General features: G+C 63.9%; 16 protein-coding genes. 12 read left to right on the forward strand and 4 right to left on the reverse strand.

The genetic code is table 11. From position 1 onward, the window contains the following. Window positions 1-32 precede the first annotated feature (32 nt). Together K7H91_RS11670 and K7H91_RS11675 are read left to right on the forward strand one after the other, a co-directional pair. Window positions 33-1,199 (forward strand): pyridoxal phosphate-dependent aminotransferase, encoded by a 1,167-nt coding sequence (locus K7H91_RS11670; RefSeq protein WP_230720403.1) that lies wholly within the window; start codon window positions 33-35, stop codon window positions 1,197-1,199. 205 nt (window positions 1,200-1,404) lie between these two features. Further along, window positions 1,405-1,671 (forward strand): leucine zipper domain-containing protein, encoded by a 267-nt coding sequence (locus tag K7H91_RS11675; protein WP_230720404.1) that lies wholly within the window; start codon window positions 1,405-1,407, stop codon window positions 1,669-1,671. Between the two features lie 130 nt (window positions 1,672-1,801). On the opposite strand, the gene K7H91_RS11685 is transcribed toward K7H91_RS11675, so the two are convergent. After that, window positions 1,802-2,596, reverse strand: coding sequence for a DUF1206 domain-containing protein (locus K7H91_RS11685; protein ID WP_230720405.1), 795 nt, complete (start codon window positions 2,594-2,596; stop codon window positions 1,802-1,804). A 415-nt stretch (window positions 2,597-3,011) separates the two neighbouring features. On the opposite strand from K7H91_RS11685, the gene K7H91_RS11690 reads away from it, so the two are divergent. From K7H91_RS11690 to K7H91_RS11715, 6 genes are all read left to right on the forward strand, one after another. Then, entirely contained in the window at window positions 3,012-4,355 is a 1,344-nt protein-coding gene (locus K7H91_RS11690) for an ABC transporter substrate-binding protein (protein ID WP_230720406.1), read from the forward strand. Window positions 4,356-4,461: 106 nt separating this feature from the next. Beyond that, a complete protein-coding gene (locus K7H91_RS11695; protein ID WP_230720407.1) occupies window positions 4,462-5,760 on the forward strand; it encodes a carbohydrate ABC transporter permease in 1,299 nt (432 codons plus the stop codon). Next, window positions 5,760-7,007, forward strand: coding sequence for a carbohydrate ABC transporter permease (locus K7H91_RS11700; RefSeq protein WP_230720409.1), 1,248 nt, complete (start codon window positions 5,760-5,762; stop codon window positions 7,005-7,007). The genes K7H91_RS11695 and K7H91_RS11700 overlap by 1 nt, the downstream gene beginning before the upstream one ends. Before the next feature lie 2 nt (window positions 7,008-7,009). Then, window positions 7,010-8,299 (forward strand): MGH1-like glycoside hydrolase domain-containing protein, encoded by a 1,290-nt coding sequence (locus K7H91_RS11705; RefSeq protein ID WP_230720410.1) that lies wholly within the window; start codon window positions 7,010-7,012, stop codon window positions 8,297-8,299. Window position 8,300: 1 nt separating this feature from the next. After that, on the forward strand, window positions 8,301-9,353 hold the full coding sequence (locus tag K7H91_RS11710; protein WP_230720412.1) for an ABC transporter ATP-binding protein: 1,053 nt from the start codon (window positions 8,301-8,303) through the stop codon (window positions 9,351-9,353). Window positions 9,354-9,398: 45 nt separating this feature from the next. Then, a complete protein-coding gene (locus K7H91_RS11715; RefSeq protein WP_230720413.1) occupies window positions 9,399-9,758 on the forward strand; it encodes a VOC family protein in 360 nt (119 codons plus the stop codon). A gap of 3 nt (window positions 9,759-9,761) precedes the next feature. Here the strand turns inward: K7H91_RS11715 and K7H91_RS11720 are convergent, their stop codons facing one another. Together K7H91_RS11720 and K7H91_RS11725 are read right to left on the reverse strand one after the other, a co-directional pair. Next, a complete protein-coding gene (locus tag K7H91_RS11720; protein ID WP_230720415.1) occupies window positions 9,762-10,217 on the reverse strand; it encodes a thermonuclease family protein in 456 nt (151 codons plus the stop codon). Window positions 10,218-10,273: 56 nt separating this feature from the next. Beyond that, window positions 10,274-10,564: a DUF1674 domain-containing protein gene (locus tag K7H91_RS11725; protein WP_230720417.1), complete on the reverse strand. Its 291-nt coding sequence runs from the start codon at window positions 10,562-10,564 to the stop codon at window positions 10,274-10,276. Between the two features lie 138 nt (window positions 10,565-10,702). Between K7H91_RS11725 and htpX the strand changes: the two genes are divergently transcribed. The 4 genes from htpX (at window position 10,703) to purH (ending at window position 16,554) form a co-directional block, all read left to right on the forward strand. After that, the gene (gene htpX / locus K7H91_RS11730) at window positions 10,703-11,650 is read left to right on the forward strand and encodes a zinc metalloprotease HtpX (RefSeq protein ID WP_230720419.1); all 948 of its coding nucleotides are present in this window, start codon (window positions 10,703-10,705) and stop codon (window positions 11,648-11,650) included. Further along, window positions 11,641-13,005 carry an RsmB/NOP family class I SAM-dependent RNA methyltransferase gene (locus tag K7H91_RS11735; protein ID WP_419197479.1) on the forward strand — a complete coding sequence of 455 codons (1,365 nt, stop codon included), beginning with the start codon at window positions 11,641-11,643 and terminating at the stop codon, window positions 13,003-13,005. The genes htpX and K7H91_RS11735 overlap by 10 nt, the downstream gene beginning before the upstream one ends. 194 nt (window positions 13,006-13,199) lie before the next feature. Further along, window positions 13,200-14,798, forward strand: coding sequence for a heparinase II/III family protein (locus tag K7H91_RS11740; protein ID WP_230720421.1), 1,599 nt, complete (start codon window positions 13,200-13,202; stop codon window positions 14,796-14,798). Window positions 14,799-14,937: 139 nt separating this feature from the next. Next, entirely contained in the window at window positions 14,938-16,554 is a 1,617-nt protein-coding gene (gene purH / locus K7H91_RS11745; RefSeq protein WP_230720422.1) for a bifunctional phosphoribosylaminoimidazolecarboxamide formyltransferase/IMP cyclohydrolase, read from the forward strand. Here purH and K7H91_RS11750 read toward each other — a convergent pair. Continuing rightward, window positions 16,535-17,920 carry an MFS transporter gene (locus K7H91_RS11750; RefSeq protein ID WP_419197478.1) on the reverse strand — a complete coding sequence of 462 codons (1,386 nt, stop codon included), beginning with the start codon at window positions 17,918-17,920 and terminating at the stop codon, window positions 16,535-16,537. The genes purH and K7H91_RS11750 overlap by 20 nt on opposite strands. Between the last annotated feature and the right edge of the window lie 21 nt (window positions 17,921-17,941).

A 17,941-nucleotide genomic window follows, 5' to 3' on the forward strand; every position in this document is an offset into this window, starting at 1 on the left:
CGTTTTATGACTGGCGCGACAGGAGACTCCGCATGCGCCTTACCGAAAGCCTCAGCCGCCGCGCCCTCGAAGCGCCGGAAAGCGGCATCGTCGAGATCATCAATCACGCTCGCGGCCGCGACAACCTGCTGCCGCTGTGGGCCGGCGAAGGCGACCTGCCAACACCCGCCTTCATCAGCGACGCCGCCAAGGCCGCGCTCGACAATGGCGAGACTTTCTACACCTATCAGCGCGGCATTCCCGAACTCAGAAGCGCGATCGCCGACTATTACGCCCGCCATTTCAAGGCCCGGCTTTCGCCGGAGCACATCTATGTCACCGGCTCGGGCATGCATGCGATCAAGCTGATGGTCGAGGCGCTGACGGATGTCGGCGACGAGGCGATCTATTTCACCCCGTGCTGGCCCAATATCGCGGCAGCGCTCGGCGTTTCCGGCGCCCGCAAGGTCGGCGTGCCGCTGACCTTCGCCGACGGCCAGTGGTCGCTCGATATCGGTGAGGTGGAACGCGCGATCACGCCCAAAACGCGCATGATGTTCGTCAACACTCCCGCCAACCCCACCGGCTGGACGGCGAGCCTCGCCGATCTCAAGGCGCTGCTCGACCTGTCGCGCCGCCACGGCATCTGGATCCTCGCCGACGAGATCTATGCGCTCTATCATTATGCCGGCGGCCGCGCCGCCTCCTTCCTCGACATCATCGAGGAGGGCGACCGGGTGGTGTTCGCCAATTCGTTCTCCAAGAACTGGTCGATGACCGGCTGGCGCATCGGCTGGATCGTGGCCCCGCCCGAACTCGGCGACGCGATCGAAAACCTGGTGCAGTACACCACCTCGGGCGTCGCCCAGTTCATGCAGCGCGGCGCCGTTGCGGCGGTGACGGAGGGTGACGATTTCGTTGCGGAGAACATCGCGCGGGCGACGGCCGGCCGCGACATCTTCTGCGACCGACTGCTTGCAACCAACCGGGTCGAAACGCTGAAGCCCGCCGGCGCGATCTATGCCTATCTCAAGATCGACGGCATTACCGACAGCCGCCAGGCCGCGCTCGATATCGTCGACAAGACCGGCGTCGGCCTTGCTCCCGGCTCCGCCTTCGGCAATGCAAGCGACCCCTTCCTGCGCGCCTGCTTCCTGCGCAATGCCGACCAGCTTGCCGAGGCCGCCGACCGGCTTGCGGATTATATTGCGAAGCTTTGAGGGGGTTGCGCGCAGAGTTAGCCGCATAGCCCCCAATCTTCTAGCCCCGGCGGCGAAGATGTCGCGATAACTACAGTGAGGCGAGAGGTTTCTGAAAGAGCCCACCACTCTCCATGCTCGGGCTTGTTGTGCGGCCTTGATACATACCTGACAGATGTTCGGAGAGATGCCTGACACCTCCCGGATAGCAATCTGGGAGGTTTGGATGGGGTGGGAGACGAGGTCTGTGGTGGATCAACGGTTGGAGTTTTGCCGACTTTGTGCGCTTGAGGATGCGAATGTTTCGCAATTGTGCCTGCGCTTCGGGATATCTCGCCAGACGGGCTATGTCTGGCTGAAGCCTGTCAGGTCTGGTGAGGCGGCGCAGGGTCGCTCGCGGCGTCCGCACAGCAGTCCATGCCATTCTGGTCCGTCACAAGCGGATCGCAACGCCCGAGGGCGCGGGGCCGGCTTATGGACGTTTCGAGCGTGAAGCGCCAAACCTGCTGTGGCAGATGGACTTCAAGGGACGGTATCAACTCGTCTCGGGGGACTGGTGCCATCCGCTCACCGTCCTCGATGATCATTCGCGGTTTGCCCTCGGACTTGAGGCCTCCCCGGCCTCAAGCATCCTCGATATTGATCTCCCGCCAGATCGCCTCGGCGAAGGAATAGGCGGCGAACATGATGACGCCGGCGCCCATGGCGGCAAGCAGGATGGCGCCGAAGGGGAGCCCCTGTATGAACTCCATGGCCTCCTTGATGCCGGGCGTGCCGGAGGCATCGTCGGCGGTGAGGCCGCGAAACACCAGCATGACCGACAGGATCGCGAACACGGCGCCGCGCGCCATCAGCCCGGCGATCGAAATCGGATGGACATAGGCCATCACCTCTTCCGACGCCCTCAGGTGATCGGCGTATTTCCGCTTGAACGCCTTGACCCAATGGGCGATCGCAACGCCGGCGAAGATCGCCGCAAGACCGAGCGATACGGGCCGCGAGCCGATGAAACCGGCGATATATTGCGCCGGCGACTGCCCACTGCCCTCGCCGCCGGAGCCTGAAAACGCGATCAGCGACAGCGCGTAGAATGCCAACACGGTATAGGTGAAGGCGCTGGCCAGAAGCCCGGCGCGCACGGCAAGCCCGGTCGGCTTGGTGCCATGCTCGTCGGGATCCATGATCGACTGGAACAGCCGCCAGACCGCATAGCTGACGAGGCCGATGATCAACAGCGCGATCAGCACCGTCCCGAAGGGCTGACCCAGCAGTGTCTCCAACGCGCCCTTGGTATCCTTGTTCTCGCCGGAGCCGATGGCGGCCAGCACCGCGAACAGACCGATGATGGTGTAGACCATGCCCCGAGCAAAATAGCCCGTGCGGGCCAGCGGTTTCAGCCATCTCGCGCCTTGCACCATGCGACGCTCCCCAATCCTGTTTTGCGTGGATAGACAGTGAGCCAACGTGCGGCCCGTGGCTTTGTTCCTCGCGCGGGCGTCGGTCCCAAGCCCCATCAGACCAAAGTGGCAAAGGGCAGAAATGCCGCCGCGTCTTGACCCCGAGTCGTTTTCGGCGCTACATTTTTGCCTAAGAAGCGGTCAGGCGTATTTTTTGTGCAACAAAAGACGCGCCCAACGCGTTAGGGAGGGTGCTTCACCTTCAGTGAAGTCTGATAGTTTCTTTTCAAAGCGAAATGCCGACCCGGTGCTCCGGGCCGCGACTGATGGATTTTGCCAACGACGCCGGGACAGGGGCCGCCCCGGTCAATCGCCTTTTTGCCCCGCAGGAGTTCGGTCCCGGCACGCCGCCGGTTGAAAATGAGGGAGGACTTACATGTCGACTTTGAGCAAACTGACCGCCGCTCTGGCGCTTTCCGCCAGCACCGCCACCATGGCGCAGGCGGATACGATCCGCTTCTGGACCACGGAGGAGCAGCCGGAGCGCCTTGCCAAACAGCAGGAAATCGCCGATCAGTTCCAGGAAGCGACCGGCCACGAGGTTCAGGTCATTCCGGTGACCGAGACCGATCTTGGCACCCGCGCCACCGCAGCCTTTGCCGCCGGCGACCTTCCCGATGTGATCTACCACACCGTGCAATATGTCCTGCCATGGGCCGAAGCCGGCATTCTGGACGTCGAAATCAACGATGAGATCGTCAACGATCTCGGCATCGACACCTTCGCGCCCGGCGCGATCGAGATGGCGCAGTTCGAGGGCATGACCGCTGCCGTGCCGGTCGATGGCTGGACGCAGATGATCATCTACCGCAAGGACCTGTTCGACGAGAACGGCCTTGCCGCGCCGGATTCCTATGAGAACATCGCAACGGCGATCGAGGCGCTGCACAATCCGCCGGAAATCTACGGCTTCGTCGCCGCCACCAAGATCGACGAGAACTTCATGAGCCAGGTTCTGGAACATGTCTTCCTCGCCAACGGCGTGACGCCGGTCGATGAAAACGGCTTCAAGCCGCTGGATGAGGCGAAGACGATCGAAGTTCTGGAATTCTACAAGACGCTCGCCGATGCATCGCCCGCCGGCGAACTCTACTGGGACCAGTCGCGCTCGCTCTATTTCGACGGCAAGGCGGCGATGATCATCTGGTCGCCCTTCATCCTCGATGAGCTCGCCGGCCTGCGCGACAGCGCGCCGCCGACCATCAATGACGACCCGACCTCCACCGAACTGGCCCAGAAGACCGATGTCGTTACCACCTTCTCCGGCCCCTCCAATCCGGATGGCGCGGCCTGGGCCGATATCCGCTATCTCGGCGTGACCGCGGACGCCAATATCGATGTCGCCGCCGACTTCATCAAGTTCTCGATGGATGAGGGCTATATGAGCACGCTGTCGATGGCGCCGGAAGGCAAGTTCCCGGTCCGTCGCGGCACCGCGGATGAACCCACAGCGTTCGTCGAGGAATGGGCGACGCTGCCGGTCGGCGTCGACCGCAAGGCCCCGCTTGCCGATCTCTACCCGGAAGCGACGGTGGACAAGATCGTGACAGGTCTTGAAACCGCCAATCGCTGGGGCGTGAAGGAAGGCCAGCTCGCGCTCGCCTCCAAGATGATCAACAGCCAGATCATCAATCAGGTCGTGCGCCAGTATATCGACGGCGAGATTGACGGGCAGCAGGCCGTCGAAAGGCTCAACACGGAGCTAGGCGCAATCAACTGATTGCCCTTTCGGGAAAACCGCCGGGCGGGTCTTCTGAACCGCCCGGCCGCTCCTGCAGCGCGTCCCCGCCGGGCGCGCGAACAGTCTCCAGGCCGGAAACGATCGCATGACAGACACAACCGAAACGACGCCGAAGGGGCCGCCCAAGACCATAGGCCGCATGGCCAGGCGCGAAATGCGCTTTGCCTATTCCATGCTGGCGCCGACCTTTCTGATCGTGCTCGCCGTCGTGCTGATGCCGCTGATCGCCAATTTCTGGATCTCGTTCAAGCCGGTTCAGCTTTCCGACCTGCGCCCGCCGCAGCTCAACATCAATGAGCGCATTCGCGGCGATATCGAAAACGCCGGCGATGCGGTCGAACTCGAATACCGGTTGCGCAACACCTCTCAGGATGCCTCGATCTACGAGGCCGGCTTCGTCGATATCGTTCCCGACGGCCTGACGGTGACCGGCGCTGATGAGCGCTGCGTGGTCGAGGACCGGCAGGTGAGTTGCACGCTTGGCGATCTGCCGCCGAAATTCCGGGACAGCATCCGTCTTCAGGTGATCGCCGACCCCGCCTATCTGCAGACGCCGGTGAACCCGCGCGACAGCGATCCGGCCGCCTTCGGCAGCGCGGAAAACATCCTGACCAATTTCGAGTTCACGCTCGACAATTTCGTGCGCATCTTCTCCTCGCAGGATTTCTGGAAGGTTCTGCGCGTCACCTTCTACTACACCGTGTTCGGCACGGCGAGCGCGCTGGTGCTGGGCCTGTTCGCCGCGCAGCTTCTGAACCAGAGCTTTCGCGGGCGCACGGCGCTGCGCGGCCTGTTCCTGTTTCCCTATGTCGCCCCGGTCATCGCCGTCGCCTTTACGTGGGTCATTCTGCTCGATCCCTATTCGGGCACGCTCAACGCGCTGCTGGTACGCTCCGGCATGATCGGCGCGCCGGTGGATTTCTTCGGCCAACGCGACATCCCGATTTCCGTGTTCGGTCTCACCTTCAATTTCCCGGTGGCGCTGACGACGGTGATCGCGTTCGAGGCGTGGCGCTATTTCCCGCTGTCCTTCCTGTTCATCCTGGCGCGCATGCAGGCGCTTTCCACCGATGTCTACGAGGCCGCCGAGATCGACGGCGCGACGCCGCTGCAGCAATTCTGGTACATCTCGCTGCCCCAGCTTGTCGGCATTCTGGCGGTGCTGTTCCTGCTGCGCTTCATCTGGACCTTCAACAAGTTCGACGACATCTTCCTTTTGACCGGCGGGGCTGCGGGAACGCGCACGCTGACGGTCGATGTCTATGAGCAGGCTTTCGCCGTCTCCAATCTCGGCGCGGGTGCCGCAGTCGCGGTGGTGGTGTTCGTCGTGCTTCTGGCATTCGCGCTGCTGTTCTTCAAATTCTCACCGCAGGACGAGGGATGATGCGTATCGGAACCGGTTTCATCGCCGCCATCCTTCTCGGCGCCTTCTGGGGCGCGGTCTGGATGGTCGTCATCGGCCTGATCTACACGCTGTTCGCCGGCGAGCCCAGCGCGCCGCAGGTTTGGGTGGCAGCCCTTGCCGGTGCGATCGGCGCGGCGATCTACATCCTGTCGCCGGTGAAGACCCGCGACCGTCCAAAGGCGCGCGGCACAAGGCTTCAGGCCGTCATTGTCATTGCCATCTTCGCGGTGCTGATGCTCGTGACCTTCGGTGAGCCCTTCGGCCTGTCGCTGCTCTACACCACACTCTATCAGCTTGTGGCGCTCGTCGCCTTCATCGCCGCTCTGTGTTGGTCGATCGTGGCGGCGCTTCACGACCAGCCGGCCGGCAATATCGGCCGCTATCACCTGGAAGTCGTGTTCCTGCGGTTCATGAAGGGGCTGGGGCTGACTCTGTTCACCATCGTCGTGGCCCTGCCCTTCTATGTGATGGTGATGACGAGCTTCAAAAGCCAGCAATCGCTGGTCTCCAACCCGCTCGATCTTTCGATCGATCTGTCGCAGGGGCTTTCCGGCCTGTTCAGCTCCTATATCGAGCTGTTCACCACCTATCATTTCGGCACGTTCCTGATGAATTCGGCGATCGTCTCGGTCGCCACCGTCGTGATCACGCTGGTGTTCGCAGTGCCGGGCGCCTATGCGGTGGCCAGGCTGCGGTTTCCCGGCCAGAACTTCCTGTCGCGCTCGATCCTGCTGATCTACATGGTGCCGGCCATCGTTCTGGTGATCCCGCTCTATTCGGCCTTTTCGCAGATCGGCCTCAGGAATTCGCTATTCGGCTTGATGATCGTCTATCCGGCGACCACCATCCCCGTCGCGCTTTACATGCTGCAGGGCTATTTCCGCGGCCTGCCGTCCGAGCTGGAAGAGGCCGGGTTGATGGACGGGCTGAAACGGCCGGGCGTGATCATGAAGATCACCCTGCCTCTTGCCCTGCCAGCGCTCGCCTCCGTCGCGCTCTACGTGTTCATGATCGCCTGGAACGAATTCCTGTTCGCCTTCATGTTCCTCGATGACATCAACATGTTCACGCTCTCGCGCGGCGTTGTCTCGCTCAATTCGTCTGAGGTGCCGCGCCAGCATCTGATGGCGGGCGCGGTGATCGCGACCGTGCCGGTGCTGGTCGTGTTCCTGTGGTTCGAACGCTTCCTGGTGGCGGGGCTGACCGCCGGCAGCGTGAAAGGATGAGCATGCATAGCTCGCTGAAACAACAGGCCATCGACATTCTCCGCATGAACGACCGCGGCGGCTATACCGTGCCGACCGCGCGGCTATACCCCTACCAGTGGGAATGGGATTCCGTGTTCGCCGCGCTCGGCTTCGCGACCTTCGACCGCGACCGGGCATGGCAGGAGATCGAGACACTGTTTTCCGGCCAGTGGGCCGACGGCATGGTGCCGCACATCATCTTCCACAAGACAGACCCGGACTATTTCCCCGGTCCCGAGATGTGGAAATCCAACACTGTGCCCCCCTCCTCCGGGCACTCCCAGCCACCCGTCGCCGCAAGCGCGGTGCTAACGATGATGAAGACCGGCGGCGCAATGGACCGCGTGCGGGCAAAGGCGCTGTTCGAAAGGCTTGTCCGTTGGCATCGGTGGTTCCACACCTATCGCGATCCCGATGAAACCGGGGTGGTGGGCATCATTCACCCGTGGGAATCCGGCCGCGACAATTGCCCGGACTGGGATATCGGCATGGCTGAGGTGGCCGTGCCCGAGGACCTCGGCGACCTGCCGCGCCGCGACATCACCCATGTCGACCCGTCCGAACGGCCGACGGCGGAGCAATATAACCGCTACCTCGCCATCGTGAAATTCGGCCACGAATGTCAATGGGACCACCTGGAGATCGCCCGCAATGGCCCGTTCTTCATGGTCGACCCGTGCGTCCAGTTCGCGCTGATGCGCGGCGACCGCGACCTTGCCGAACTCGCCGGCGAATTCGGCGAGCCGGGCATTCGCGACGAGGCGGAAAGCTGGCTGAAGCATTCCAAGGAAGGCTGCGAAAGCTTCTGGAGCGAGGAGGTCGGCGGCTTCGTGGCCAAGGACTTGCGCTCCGGCGGGCTCTCCACCGCCTTCACCAATGCGTCGGCCATGGCGCTCTACGCCGATGCCGGCACGCCGGACCAACAGTCGCGCTCGGTCGCCGAAATCGTCGCCATTCTCGACAACTGCACCTATGGCTTTCCGAGCTGGGACCCGCGCGACGAGCAGTTCGAAAGCCGGCGCTACTGGCGTGGGCCGATCTGGTCGGTCGTGAATTACATGATCGCCATCGGCCTTGCCGAAAAGGGCGAGACGGCGCTTTCCGAACGGCTTCGGGCCGACACGCGCAAGGCGGTGGAAAAATCCGGCTTCTACGAATATTTCGACCCGCTTTCGGGCGAGGGTCTGGGCGGCAAGCTATTCACCTGGACGGCGGCCATCCATCTGGCCTGGGCCATGGGCGACGACATGCTGCAGGCTGAAGGAGAATGATATGGGCTCCATAAAGCTCGATAACGTGGAAAAATGGTTCGGCGACCTGCAGGTCATCAAGGGCATCGACCTTGAGATTGCCGACGGCGAGTTCGTGATCTTCGTCGGCCCATCGGGCTGCGGAAAATCGACGCTGCTCCGGATGATCGCCGGGCTCGAGGAAACCAGCCGCGGCCGCATTCTGCTCGACGGCGACGACGTGACCGACCGCCTGCCATCCGAACGCGGCCTTTCGATGGTGTTCCAGTCCTACGCGCTCTATCCGCATATGGATGTGCGCGACAATATGGGCTTTTCGCTGAAGACGGCCGGCAGCCCGAAATCGGAAATCGAGGAAAAGGTCGGCCGCGCCGCCGAAATCCTCAAACTCGACGATTATCTCGACCGCCGCCCCAAGGCACTTTCCGGCGGCCAGCGCCAGCGCGTCGCGATCGGCCGCGCGATTGTGCGCGAACCCAAGGGTTTTCTGTTCGACGAACCGCTCTCCAATCTCGACGCCGCGCTGCGCGTCGAAATGCGCTTCGAGATCGCCCGCCTGCACGAAACGCTCGGCACGACAATGATCTACGTGACCCACGACCAGGTCGAGGCGATGACGCTGGCCGACCGGATCGTGGTGCTGAAGGACGGGAAGATCATGCAGATCGGAAGCCCACGCGACCTCTACGAAAAACCCGACAATTTGTTCGTGGCGCAATTCATCGGCTCGCCGAAGATGAACATCCTGCCGTGTACCGGCGGCGACGGAAAATATGCCATCGAAGGCCATGGCGGCGGCGCGCTGCCGGATGGCACCGGTGACGCGCCGACATCGCTCGGCATCCGCCCTGAACACATTGAAGTCGTCGCCCCCGGCGAGGGCCAGGTCACCGGCACGGTCGAGATCGACGAGTATCTTGGTTCCGACACGTTTCTCTATGTCGATTGCGGCACCGCCGGCCGCCTGATCGTGCGCGTCGCGGAGATCGAGGCCGGGATGCGCCGCAAGCAGGTCGGCTTGAAATTTCGGCCGGAGAAACTACACTTTTTCAACGATGCGGGCGCCTCGATCTGAACCGGACTTTGACCCGCGCGCAATCGGAAAAGCCGAAGGGAAGCCATGACCGTCAAACGCATCGTCGCCAATATCGCCACTCAGTCGATCCCGGAGCGCCGCCGTTTCTATGAGGAACTGCTGGGGCTGAAGGCGGTGATGGATCACGGCTGGATCGTCACCCTGGCGTCGGACGAACGCGCGCGGGTCCAGATCGCATTCGCAAGCGAAGGCGGTTCCGGCACGCCGGTACCCGATCTTTCCATCGAGGTCGATGATCTTGACGAGGTCCTTGCCCGGGCAGAGGCGATGGGCCTTGCCCTCGCCTATGGCCCCGCCGACGAACCCTGGGGCGTGCGCCGTTTCTTCGTGCGCGATCCCGATGGCCTGCTGCTCAACATCCTCACCCACGCGGACGCGACGTGAGCCTCAGGAAGACGGGCAGACAAACGGCGTCTTGCGGCCGCCGTCATAGGGCACCCCATAACCGCCGGTCAGCAGCAATGTTGTGAGATCGCCCTTCTCAGGCACGCCGACATCGGCCACCACACGACCGAAATACTTGTCGCCCGCGATCGCGCGCAGTTCCACCCGGTCGCCCTCGTGCAGCAGCGAGATCACATAATCTTTCGCGATGTTGGCCGCTTCCTTCTCGGCCCCGCAGGACGAGCGGAGCTCCGGCGTATCGACGCCGCGCACCCGAACAAGCGTCTCGATGATCTGCCCCGGCCATGGCCGCGCCTCGACCGCAATCGTATCGCCATCGACCACCCGCACGACCTCCGCGCTCACCGGCCCGGCGAATATCTCGACGGCGCCGGCGACAGGCGGCAGCGACAGGAAAACGGCGCAGAACAGCGCGCATGTGGAAAAGGAGTGATTCATGACAAAGGAATTTATTCCTTTGTTTCCGTAGCATCAATAGGAATTTTTACCCATAGTTAAAAATCGATTGCCCGGCCCTTGATCTCCCAGTCACCAAACCGGGCCGGATCAAGTCCGCCACGCCCCCCGAGTTCGGTTGCCGGCTTGCCAGCCGGGCGTGCGGCGTCGCGGCGACGTTCCTCGGCCTCGGCAAGGGCCCGTTTCGCGGCCTCGGGCAGATCGCGGCGCGACGCATCGGGCGCGTCGGCGGGCTTTTCCGGCGTCGACGTCAGCGCCGCCAGATCGGCTGCCGATGGCAGGCCGGCGATATCGTTTTCGTTGCTGTTGCCGTCGTTTCCGTCTGTCATGCCACGTCTTTCGTCAATCAAATCCCGCAAAATCCCGCAGGCGCCGCAATATTGATATATGCGCGACCATGCCCCAATTATAGGGCAAGCTTCAACCAATCTGAAGAGTTCCTCTTTGTCGCTTCAGGAGACCTGGACATGAATTTCGTTCGCACCGCCATGCTGCTTGCCGCGATGACGGCGCTGTTCATGGGCATCGGTTATATGCTCGGCGGCCAGAGCGGCATGGTGATCGCCTTTGTCGTTGCCGCCGGCATGAACGTTTTCTCCTACTGGAATTCCGACCGCATGGTGCTGAAAATGTACGGCGCCCAGGAGGTCGATGAGCGCACGGCGCCGGAATTCTACGGCATGGTGCGCGAGCTTGCCGGCCGCGCCGGCCTGCCCATGCCCAAGGTTTACCTCTATGACAGCCCGCAGCCGAACGCCTTCGCTACTGGCCGCAACCCGCAAAACGCGGCCGTCGCCGCCTCGACCGGCATTGTGAAAATGCTCTCGCGCGAGGAGCTTGCGGGCGTGATGGCCCATGAGCTTGCGCACGTCCAGCACCGCGACACGCTGACCATGACGATCACCGCCACCCTTGCCGGCGCGATCTCGATGCTCGCCAATTTCGCCTTCTTCTTCGGGCGCGGACGCGACAATCCGCTCGGTATTGTCGGCGTTCTGCTGATGATGATCGTCGCCCCGATGGCGGCGGCGCTGGTGCAGATGGCGATCAGCCGCACCCGCGAATATTCGGCCGACCGGCGCGGCGGCGAGATCTGCGGCAACCCGATGGCGCTTGCCTCCGCGCTGCAGAAAATCCATCACGGGGCGCAGGCGATCCACAATGAACGCGCCGAGCGCAACCCGGCGACGGCGCACATGTTCATCATCAACCCGCTCTCGGGCCAGAACATGGACAATCTGTTTTCGACCCATCCCAACACCGAAAACCGGATCGCGGCCCTTCGCGATCAGGCTGCAAGCATGGGGCAGACCTCGACGCAGGGCTACCGGCCTGCTACAGCGACCCGCAGATCGCAGTCGGTTCCCAACACCGGCAACGGCAATGAACCGCCCTTCAAAGGTCCCTGGTCTTGAATAATGACATGAAGCGGACGGCCCCGAATAAGGACCGTCCGAACGACAAGCCCGGCTACGCAGCACGCGCCGCCGCCTCCAAAATCCTCGCAGCCGTGGTCGACCGCAAGACGCCGCTCGACGGCATGATCGACACCGAACACGGCAACCCCGCCTATCGCGCGCTCGGCCCCGCCGACCGGGCGCTCTGCCGCGCGCTGGTGCTGACCACGCTCCGCCACAAGCCGATGATCGATCAGGCAATCGCCTCGCTGCTCGACCGCCCGCTGCCGGGCGGCGCGCGGGCGCTGTCGCATGTGCTGGCAATCGCCGCCGCCCAGATCCTCTATCTCGACGTGCCCGATCACTCCGCCGTCGATATCGCCGTGGAACAGGCCAATGCCGATCCGCGCAACAAGCGGTTTGCCGGTCTCGTCAACGCCGTTCTGCGCGGCATGACGCGGCGCAAGGCGAAAATCCTCGCCGAACTCGAAAGCGTCAGCCCGATCCCCGACTGGTTCGCCGAGCGGCTGAGCGCCGTCTACGGCGCGGATACTGCTCACGCCATCGGCCGCGCCCAGCTTCAGCCGCCGACGATCGATATTTCCGTCAAATCCGATCTGGAAGGCTGGGCCGCGCGGCTTGGCGGCACGGTTCTGTCCACCGGCACAATACGCCTCGATGCGCCCTCCGGTGCGGTCTCCGACATGGACGGCTTTGCCGAGGGGGAATGGTGGGTGCAGGATGCCGCCGCCGCGATCCCCGCAACGCTGTTCGGCGATCTCACCGGCCAGCGCGTTATCGATCTCTGCGCCGCTCCCGGCGGCAAGACCGCGCAACTGATCATGCAGGGCGGCCAGGTGACCGCGCTGGAGCGCTCCAAAAGCAGGCTCCGGCGGCTGGAGCAGAACCTCGCGCGCCTGCAGCTTTCCGCCGAGACGATCGCCGCCGACATGATGGAATATCAACCGGAAACGCTCTTCGACGCCGCCCTTCTGGACGCCCCCTGCTCTTCCACCGGCACCGCGCGCAGGCATCCGGACGTGTTCTGGACCAAGGATTTCTCTGACATCGAGAAGCTGGCGGAGGTGCAATATGCCATGGCCCGGCGCGCGCTCGATCTGGTACGCCCCGGCGGCATCGTGATCTTCTCCAACTGTTCGCTCGATCCGCTGGAGGGCGAGACCGTCGTCGAGCGGCTCCTGGCCGACGGCGCGCCTGCGGAGCGCGCGGCCTTCCCCGCTGGACGACCCGACACGCTTGCGCCGTTCTTCGATGCCAACGGCGCGATCCGTACCACGCCCGCGGCACAGCTTGACGGCAAGACCGGGCTCGACGGCTTCTACGCGGTCGCGCTCCGACGGATAAACAGGTAAGCAGAAACTGACAAAACACAACCTGTTAAGCAAGTGTTCAGGCTCTTGCGCTACCCCGTAAGGTCGGGTCACGCCGGTTTCCGGCGAACGAAACAAATAAAAAGGGTCTGAAATTGGTTTTTCCGGGCGCGGAAATCGCACGATATGCCTTTCTGTACGCCGAGGAATCCCTCCGGCGCGCCAGGGCGGCCGTCTTGTCGCTGCCATTGCCGCGCTGGCCCGGCGGCGCAACGCCGCAATTGCTTGTCGCGCCCACAGATCTGCGCATCGCCGATCCGCTGGAGGGTGAGGACATCATCTCCGGCCGCTTCGCCTTCGCCGGCGAACTGTTGCTGACGGAAGGCCGGCCGCTCTTTTCCTGCGAGATGCCAAGCGCGACATTCGAGCGGATCGTGTCCGGCTTCGGATGGCTCCGGCATCTGAGAACCCAGCGCGACAGCAGCGCGAACGAATTCGCCCGCGCCGCGGTGCTGAGCTTCCTGCGCCGTCACCGGACGCGAACGGGCCCGAGCTGGACGACCGAAACGGTCGCGACGCGGCTCAATGCCTGGCTCTGCCATTCCACCGTCATCCTCAAGGGCGCGGACGCCGCCTTCTACCGCCGCTTCATCGATGCCGTCATCCGCCACGAGCAATTGCTGCGCCGGCGCTATCGCGGTATGGCGCGCGATGAGCTGAAACTGCAGGTCGCCATGACGCTCGCCATGGCCTCGATCAGCCTCGACTTTTCCGACCGGCACAAATCCGAGGCGAGGCAAAGGCTTGATGACGAGCTTGCCCGCCAGATCCTGCCCGATGGCGGCCATATCTCGCGCTGCCCCGATGCGCTGTTGCGCCTTCTGCTCGGCCTGCTGCCGCTGAGGCAGACCTACATCAATCTCGAACAGCCGCTGCCCAAGCGCCTGCTCGCCAGCATCGACCGGGCCTATGCGGCCCTGAACTTCTTCCGCCACAGCGATGGCGAGCTTGCGCTGTTCAACGGCTCGGGCCGCGTGCCGTCGACCGCGCTTTCCGCACTGCTGCGCTATGACGAGATCGGCAGCGCCGGTTTCAAGGCCCTGCCCCATACCGGTTTCCAGCGGCTGGAGGCTGGCGGAACCGTGATCATCGCCGATGCCGGAAAGCCGCTCTCCGCGCATCTGTCGAAGACCGCCCATGCCGGCGCGACCGCCTTCGAACTGTCGTCGGGCAGGAACCGCTTCATCGTCAATGCCGGGGTTCCCGCCCGCACCGGCGAAATGACCCGCATGGCCCGCTCGACCGCCGCCCACTCCACGGTCACGATCGACGACCATTCCTCGATCCGCTTTTCCCGCTCGGACTTTCTCGGCCCGGTCGCCTTTGGCGGTCTACGCAGCATTGAGGTTGAGCGAGATGAGGACGAGCGCGGCGATGACCGCCTCATCATGCGACATGACGGCTATCTGTCGCGCTTCCGGCTTTATTGCGAACGCCGCCTGACGCTGTCTCCGGACGGGCGAGTGGTCTCCGGTATCGACCGGTTCCGCCGCCCGCATGATGCCATGCCGCTCGCCAGCGACGGCCATGTCGCGACAATCCGCTTCCACCTCCATCCGTCCATCTGGACGATGCGGGAAGATGCCGACACGATCTTCATGACCGCACCGGACAATGAAAGCTGGCTGTTCACAGCCCCGGGCCTTTCGCCCGCGCTCGAAGACGACGTCTATTTCGCCGCGAGCTCCGGCGCCAAGGCCTCACGCCAGATCGTGATCACCGCCGACGTCGCCGAGCACACCGACATCGCCTGGCAGTTCAAACGTCTCGACTGAAGCGATCTCTTATAAGTGGACATAGCGCCAAGCCTTCCGGGCAGCGGTTTATAAATCCAGCGCACCATGCTAAAGCGCCGCAGGTATCCCCGTATTTCAGCGCTGCGGCCTCCGCAGCGACCGCCCGAAGGACATCGCCATGGCTGTCGCCTCCAAGAAAATCCCCGCCCCCGATCTCGTCACCGTGAAAACCGCGCTGCTTTCGGTTTCCGACAAGAGCGGCATCGTCGAATTCGCAAGCGCGCTTGCGGCCCGGGGGATCAGGCTGCTTTCAACCGGCGGCACCCACAAGGTGCTGGCCGAGGCCGGCCTTGAAGTGACCGACGTTTCCGAAATCACCGGCTTTCCCGAGATTATGGATGGCCGGGTCAAGACGCTGCATCCGAATGTTCATGGCGGCCTGCTGGCGATCCGCGACGACGAGGAACATCAGGCGGCGATGCGCGAGCACGGCATTTCCGGCATCGATCTCGCCGTCATCAATCTCTATCCCTTCGAGGAAGTCCGCGCCGGTGGCGGCGACTATCCGACGACGGTCGAAAACATCGATATCGGCGGCCCGGCCATGATCCGCGCGGCGGCCAAGAACCATGCCTATGTCACGGTGATCACCGATCCGGCCGATTATGACGAGGTGCGCGAGGCGATCGAGGCCGGCCACGGCGCCGTGCCTTATGCGCTGCGGCAAACGCTTGCAGCCCGCGCCTATGCCCGCACCGCCGCCTATGACGCCGTGATCTCCGGCTGGTTTGCCGAGGCGCTGTCGCTCGAAAATCCGCGCCACATGACGCTTGGCGGCACGCTGCGCCAGGAAATGCGCTATGGCGAAAACCCGCACCAGTCGGCGGCCTTCTACGTTACCGGCGACAAGCGCCCGGGCGTGGCGAACGCCGTGCAGCATCAGGGCAAGCAGCTTTCCTACAACAATATCAACGACACTGACGCCGCCTTCGAGCTGGTCGCGGAGTTTCCGCCGGAGATGGCGCCTGCCTGCGCCATCATCAAGCACGCCAACCCCTGCGGCGTGGCGCGGGCCGAGACGCTGACCGAGGCCTACAAGCGGGCGCTTGCCTGCGACAGCCAGTCGGCCTTTGGCGGCATCGTCGCCCTCAACCGCACGCTCGATGCCGAGACCGCCACGGAAATCGTCAAGCTGTTCACCGAGGTGATCATCGCGCCCGACGCCGACGATGCCGCCCGCGAAATCCTCGCCGCCAAGAAGAACCTGCGCCTGCTCACCACCGGCGGCCTGCCGGACCCGCGCGCACGCGGCGTGAACTTCAAGACCGTTGCCGGCGGCTTCCTGGTGCAGTCGCGCGATACCGCTATGATCGACGAGATCGACCTTAACGTGGTCACAGAGCGCGCGCCGACCGACCGCGAGCTGGAAGACATGAAGATGGCCTTCGCGATCGCCAAGCACGTCAAGTCGAACGCGATCGTCTACGTCAAGGACGGCCAGACCGCCGGCATCGGCGCGGGCCAGATGAGCCGCATCGACAGCGCCCGCATTGCCGGCATAAAGGCCGAGGAAGCCGCCAAGGCCGCCGGTTGGCCCGAGCCGATGACGCGCGGCTCGGCGGTCGCCTCGGAAGCCTTCTTCCCGTTTGCCGACGGGCTGCTCTCGGCTGTCGCCGCCGGCGCCACCGCCGTGATCCAGCCGGGCGGATCGATCCGCGACCAGGAAGTGATCGACGCCGCCAACGCCAATGGCGTGGCGATGGTGTTCACCGGCGTCAGGACTTTCCGTCACTGACAGCGGCCGCCGCCGGCACGAACAGCGCCAGCCCCGCGACCAGAAAAACCAGCAGGCTCGCCATGCCGATATTCGGCGAGCCCGTCCAGCTTGTGAGCACCGCGAAGCCCGCCGTCGCCATGAAGCTCGTCAGCCGGCCGGTGAGCGAGAACAGGCCGAAGAAGCGGCCGGATTCAGCAACGTCCACCGCCCGCGCCAGAAACGCGCGCGAGCCCGCCTGCACGGGCCCGAATGCGAGGCCGATGATCACGCCGTAGAACAGGAATGCCTTTTCCGCGCCGGACGAGAACAGCCCGCCATCCGCCGGCGGGAGCGGCACCAGACCAAATGCGGTAGCGTTGACGCTTGTGGACACCACGCCCAGGGTCGCGAAAATCAACATCGACAGCGTGACGATCACCACCCGTCCGGCGCTGACGCGGTGGCCGAGGCGGGCGGCGCAGAAGCAACCGAAAATGGCGGCGACGTTGAGGATCATGCCATAGATGCCGATTTCGGTGATCGACCAGTCGAACAGGGAGGCGGCAAACGCGCCGCCGAGGATCAGCAGGCCGTTGAGCCCGTCCATATAGAGCATGCGCGCGATAAAGAAGCGGAACAGCGCCGGGCGCTTCCTGAGGCTTAAAAGGGTCGCGAAAAAGTCCGCAAGCCAGCCCTTCAGCCGCCGGCCCGCCGCGCCGGTCTTCACATGATCGGGCGTCAGCAGGATCATCGGCATCAGGAACACCAGATACCACAGCGCCGAAAGCGGCCCGGCAAGGCGCGCCGGCTCGCCCTCGGCCGCCGACAGCCCGAATAGCGGCGGATTGCCGAGGATGGTGAGGCCGGTATCGGGATCGGCGGACAGGAACAGCAGGAACAGGATGAGGAAGATCATGCCGCCGAGATAGCCGAGCCCCCAGGCGTCGTTGGAAATCCGGGTGATCGCGCCCCGCTCGACCAGACGGGGCAGCATGGCGTCGTTGAAGACCACCGAGAGCTCGGCCGCCACCGTGGCGAGCACGATCATCACCGCCGGCCAGAAATAGCCGGTCCCCGGCGCGGCCTGCCAAAGCAGGCAAAGAGCCGCGATCTGGACAATGGCAAGCCCGCCGATAAAGCGCTTGTTGCCGCCGGTTGCATCCGACAGCGCGCCGGCCAGCGGGGCGGTGAGCGCGATCACGACGCCCGCCACCGTCGCGGCATTCGCCCACGCCGTCTGGCCCGCAACTTTGTCCGGGCCGAGCGAGGCCACGAAATAGGGGCCGAAGATGAAAGTGATGATCACCGTGAAGAAAGGCTGCGCCGCCCAATCGAAGAACATCCAACCAAGGATGCCCGACCGGCCAGCCACGCGTCCGTCCGCCTCGCTCTCAGCCAGTGTCACCCCGTCGCCCCTTATTAACGC

Source organism: Martelella mediterranea (genome assembly GCF_021021415.1).
Classification (GTDB): Bacteria; Pseudomonadota; Alphaproteobacteria; order Rhizobiales; family Rhizobiaceae; genus Martelella; species Martelella mediterranea_C.

Bases quoted from the DNA above. Each gene is read 5' to 3' on its own strand.
- K7H91_RS11670 (WP_230720403.1), top strand. From the start codon at position 33: ATGCGCCTTACCGAAAGCCTCAGCCGCCGCGCCCTCGAAGCGCCGGAA.
- K7H91_RS11675 (WP_230720404.1), top strand. From the start codon at position 1,405: ATGGGGTGGGAGACGAGGTCTGTGGTGGATCAACGGTTGGAGTTTTGC.
- K7H91_RS11685 (WP_230720405.1), bottom strand. From the start codon at position 2,596: ATGGTGCAAGGCGCGAGATGGCTGAAACCGCTGGCCCGCACGGGCTAT.
- K7H91_RS11690 (WP_230720406.1), top strand. From the start codon at position 3,012: ATGTCGACTTTGAGCAAACTGACCGCCGCTCTGGCGCTTTCCGCCAGC.
- K7H91_RS11695 (WP_230720407.1), top strand. From the start codon at position 4,462: ATGACAGACACAACCGAAACGACGCCGAAGGGGCCGCCCAAGACCATA.
- K7H91_RS11700 (WP_230720409.1), top strand. From the start codon at position 5,760: ATGCGTATCGGAACCGGTTTCATCGCCGCCATCCTTCTCGGCGCCTTC.
- K7H91_RS11705 (WP_230720410.1), top strand. From the start codon at position 7,010: ATGCATAGCTCGCTGAAACAACAGGCCATCGACATTCTCCGCATGAAC.
- K7H91_RS11710 (WP_230720412.1), top strand. From the start codon at position 8,301: ATGGGCTCCATAAAGCTCGATAACGTGGAAAAATGGTTCGGCGACCTG.
- K7H91_RS11715 (WP_230720413.1), top strand. From the start codon at position 9,399: ATGACCGTCAAACGCATCGTCGCCAATATCGCCACTCAGTCGATCCCG.
- K7H91_RS11720 (WP_230720415.1), bottom strand. From the start codon at position 10,217: ATGAATCACTCCTTTTCCACATGCGCGCTGTTCTGCGCCGTTTTCCTG.
- K7H91_RS11725 (WP_230720417.1), bottom strand. From the start codon at position 10,564: ATGACAGACGGAAACGACGGCAACAGCAACGAAAACGATATCGCCGGC.
- htpX (WP_230720419.1), top strand. From the start codon at position 10,703: ATGAATTTCGTTCGCACCGCCATGCTGCTTGCCGCGATGACGGCGCTG.
- purH (WP_230720422.1), top strand. From the start codon at position 14,938: ATGGCTGTCGCCTCCAAGAAAATCCCCGCCCCCGATCTCGTCACCGTG.